General features: G+C 67.6%; 5 protein-coding genes. 3 read left to right on the top strand and 2 right to left on the bottom strand.

What is annotated here, in order from left to right; all coding sequences use genetic code 11:
- Window positions 1-56: 56 nt before the first annotated feature.
- Window positions 57-380: an ATP-binding protein gene (locus VGR06_RS08480; protein WP_327558424.1), complete on the bottom strand. Its 324-nt coding sequence runs from the start codon at window positions 378-380 to the stop codon at window positions 57-59.
- A gap of 51 nt (window positions 381-431) precedes the next feature.
- Between VGR06_RS08480 and VGR06_RS08475 the strand changes: the two genes are divergently transcribed.
- From VGR06_RS08475 to VGR06_RS08465, 3 genes are all read left to right on the top strand, one after another.
- Complete coding sequence (locus tag VGR06_RS08475; RefSeq protein WP_327558423.1) at window positions 432-650, top strand: hypothetical protein; 219 nt, start codon at window positions 432-434, stop codon at window positions 648-650.
- Window positions 651-700: 50 nt separating this feature from the next.
- A complete protein-coding gene (locus VGR06_RS08470) occupies window positions 701-1,129 on the top strand; it encodes a hypothetical protein (RefSeq protein ID WP_327558422.1) in 429 nt (142 codons plus the stop codon).
- A 229-nt stretch (window positions 1,130-1,358) separates the two neighbouring features.
- On the top strand, window positions 1,359-3,626 hold the full coding sequence (locus VGR06_RS08465; RefSeq protein WP_327558421.1) for a recombinase family protein: 2,268 nt from the start codon (window positions 1,359-1,361) through the stop codon (window positions 3,624-3,626).
- Between the two features lie 15 nt (window positions 3,627-3,641).
- Here the strand turns inward: VGR06_RS08465 and VGR06_RS08460 are convergent.
- On the bottom strand, window positions 3,642-3,823 hold a 182-nt coding region (locus VGR06_RS08460), incomplete at its 5' end, for an ATP-binding protein (protein ID WP_327558420.1).

Here is a 3,823-nt window from a genome sequence, read left to right as displayed (position 1 = left end):
TCACCCTTTTCTGTACGGGGAGGATGAATCACTCTCGACCTAAGGGTGGTATGAAATTACTTTAAGTGGTGGGGTGGTTGCTGTAAACCACGCATCAGGGCTCGTTCGTATCGGTTCGAGACGAGTTGGAAGAAGAGGTTGGCGGCTTCGGCTTCGAAGTGGATGTAGCCGACCTCGTCCACTACGAGGAGGGGGTAGGGGCCGAGCGTGGTCAGCTCGGTGTGGAGGTGGCCGGCGTGGTGGGTGGCGGCGAGGCGGTCGACCCATTGGGCGGCGGTGGCGAAGGCGACGCGGTGGCTGGCCTGGCAGGCCCGGATGGCCAGACCGATCGCGAGGTGGGTCTTGCCGGTGCCGGGAGAGAAAGCGACAGACTGCAACATCTTCGTGCGGTGCTGCCGTGCGAGGTGCGGGTCACGGGTGAGGCTCATCCGTTGTTCGGCCTGCTGGTGAAGGCGGCTTCGTTCAAACGCTGGAATGGCGTGCTGTTGTTGGTGATCGAGCTGCCGGATGGGTCGCCGGGAACGATCCGCGCCGATGCGACCGATGTGTTGGGCTCGGTTGAGGCGGATGGGCCGGTGGTGGTGCTCGACGCCGAGGGGTTGCGTCGACTGCGGTCTTTGGTCGCCGTGTTGTTGAGGGCGGGCCGGTGACATCGGTTGTGTTGCGGGATAACGACATTCCGGGTTGCGGTGTCCGTGACGTGGGTGTGTGGGAGGCGATGGATGCCTACCAGGCTGCATTCGCTGCGGCTACTGCTGAGGAACTCGCTGGACAGGGTGGCGCGGCCTATCACGTGCGGCAGGTCGCGTTGGAGACGGTGATCGCCGAGGGGATGCGGGTCTGCGCGGTGATCAGCATCCATCGCGCCCTGTTGGCGGGTGCGTCGGTGGACGAGGTCGCGCATGCGTTGGGCAGCAGCCCGGCCGAGGTCGCCGAACGCTGGCACGGCTGGGCGGACGGGCAGCTGCGGTTGAACACGCAGTGCCCGGGGCTGGGGGTGGGCCGGCGCGAGTACGACCGGGTCGCTGCCGCTCTGCGCGCCGGGTCGTCGGTTGGCGGCGCCGGCGGGGAGGTCGGCTGTCGAGTCTGCCAGGGCGAGAGCACGCAAATAGGTTCACCACGTTCCTGATCGCGGCCAACGATTCGAAACAGGTGAACCTATTTGCGTGCCATGACCATAGCTGCTGACTGTCAGCTTGCCCTGCTCATCGATGACGGCGGGGGCGGTGCCGGCGGGTGGGCGGGGCTGCCGGAGCAGGCACGGGCCCAGGTGCTGGTGTTGTTAGCCCGATTGATCGCCCGGGGTGTGTTGATCGCCGAAGAACCGACCGGTGGGATCTGCGGTGAGGGGTCTGGTCGTGGCTGAGCCCGTCACGGGGTCGGCGGCGCCGGCGTTGCTGGTGTCGGGCGGGAAGATCACCGCGTCGCATGTGGGTCGCGACGCCTATGTCTATGTCCGCCAGTCCACCCCGACCCAGGTGCAGCAGCACACGGAGAGCTTGGAGCGGCAGTACGAACTGCGGGAACGCGCGGTCGGTCTGGGCTGGCCGGCCCATCAGGTCGTGGTCATCGACGCCGATCTGGGCCGCTCCGGCGCCCGCACCGACGGGCGACTCGGGTTTCGTGAGCTGGTCGCCGACGTCGGGCTCGGCAAGGTCGGTCTGGTGCTGGGTATCGAGGTGTCCCGGCTGGCCCGCAACAACGCCGACTGGTACCAACTGCTGGATTTATGTGCCCTGACCGACACCCTGATCGCCGACGCCGACGGCATCTACCACCCCGGCGATTTCAACGACCGACTCGTACTCGGCCTCAAGGGCACCATGTCCGAGGCGGAGCTGCACCTGATCCGCTCCCGACTGACCGCCGGCCTCAAACACAAGGCCGCCAAGGGTGAGCTGAAGCAGGGCCTGCCCGTCGGGCTGGACTACGACACTGAGGATCAGGTCGTCCTCACCCCGGACGAAGCGGTAGCCGAGGCCATCGCCACGGTGTTCCGCCGCTTCGATGAGCTCGGCTCGGCCCGCCAGGTGCTGCTGTCGCTGCGTGAGGACGGGCTGCTGCTGCCGCGGCGGGCCAACGGGTCCGCCCGGATCACCTGGCGGGCTGCGACCTACCCGGCGGTGCACGACTTCCTGTCCAACCCCGCCTACGCTGGCGCGTTTGTGTTCGGCCGCACCCGCACCGAGAAACGCGTCGACGCCTCCGGACGGGTGACCGTCCGGGTGCGGCTGCTGCCCCGCGACCAGTGGGCCGTGCTGATCCCCGAGCACCATCCCGGGTTCATCACCTGGGCCGCCTTCGAGGCCAACACCGCCCGGCTGCGCGCCAACTGGCGGCCACCCCGCGGTCACGGCGGTGGCGCACCGCGGGAGGGCCGAGCCCTGTTGCAGGGCCTGCTGCGCTGCGGGCGATGCGGGCGGACCATGCAGACCGGCTACTCCGGAGCGAAGGGCAACAGCCCCCGCTACGTGTGTGCTCGGGCCAAGCAGCTGTATGGCACCGCGCACGGCTGCCAATCCATCGGCGGTGGCCGGTTGGAGAAGACCGTCCTCACCCAGCTGTTCGCGATCCTGGAACCGGCCAGCTTGGAAGCCACCGCGAAAGCACTGGCCGAGGCCGATACGCATTACCGGCAGCGGATGGTCGCCTTCGAACTCGCCGTCGAGCGCGCCCGCTACGAGGCCGACCGAGCCCACCGCCAGTACGACACCGTGGAACCAGAAAACCGTTTGGTAGCAAGAACATTGGAACGGATGTTGGAGGACAAACTTGGCGCGGTGCGCCGCGCCGAGAACGACCTACGTGCCCAGCAAGCCCGTCGCCCGGTCACCCTCACCGACGACGAGGTCGCCTGGATCCGCCGTGCCGGCGCCGACCTCGCCTCGGTCTTCCACGCGGCGACCACCACGATCATCGAACGCAAGCAGCTGATCCGGGCGGTCATCGACCACATCGTGCTCACCGTCAACGCCGAGACCCGCGTCGCGCAGCTGCGCATCCAATGGCAAGGCGGCGCCGACACCGAACTGCCCATGGCGATGACCAAACGCGGCGGCCATACCCGCACCACCAGCGAGGACACCGTCACCCTCATCCGCCGGCTCGCCGAGCACTACGACGACCGCACCATCGCGGTCGTCCTGGCCAAACAACACCGCACCACCGGCACCGACCAGCCCTGGACCAAGACCCGGGTCAAGGCGCTGCGCGTCTCCCGCGGCATCCCCGCCAACCAGCCGCCGCCCAACGAGAATGTCGTACCCGACGACCAAGATGCCATCGTGGTCACCATCACCGACGCCGAAAAGCTGCTGGGCGTCAGCAAGGTCACCCTCTATCGGTGGCTGCGCGACGGGTTCATCATCGGTGAGCAGATCACCCCCGGCGCCCCCTGGCGGATCCGCATCGACCAGAACCTCCGCAACAAGATCCAACCCGACGTGCCCGCCGGCTGGCTCACCCTCGACCAGGCCGCCCACGCCCTCGACATAGCCCGCCAAACCGTGTTGCACAAGGTCCAACGCGGCCAACTACAAGCGATCTACGTCAACCGGGGCCGCCGCAAAGGGCTCCGTATCCAGGTCAAACCCGACCAAACTGGACTGTTCGACACACCCCGATGAAAGGAATGCGCAGTGTTAACCACGACCGGGTGGGCCGAGGAAGACCACGTTCTCCTTCGCGGCGATGAAGTCCAGGGTGCTCAGGTGGGCGACCTGGGGGCGGGTGATGCCGCGCAGGTGGCCCTGGTCGAGGTCTTGGAGGGTCTTGAGGGCGGGGAAGTGGGCGGCGCGGATGCGCGCTTCGCCGCCGTGGGTCT

The sequence above is a fragment of the Actinophytocola sp. genome (assembly GCF_036002505.1).
Classification (GTDB): domain Bacteria; phylum Actinomycetota; class Actinomycetes; order Mycobacteriales; family Pseudonocardiaceae; genus DASYTH01.
This window is presented reverse-complemented; position numbering and strand designations above follow the sequence as displayed.

What these genes read in the sequence shown, in the direction of transcription:
- VGR06_RS08480 (WP_327558424.1), bottom strand. Translation starts at nt 380, where the DNA reads ATGTTGCAGTCTGTCGCTTTCTCTCCCGGCACCGGCAAGACCCACCTC.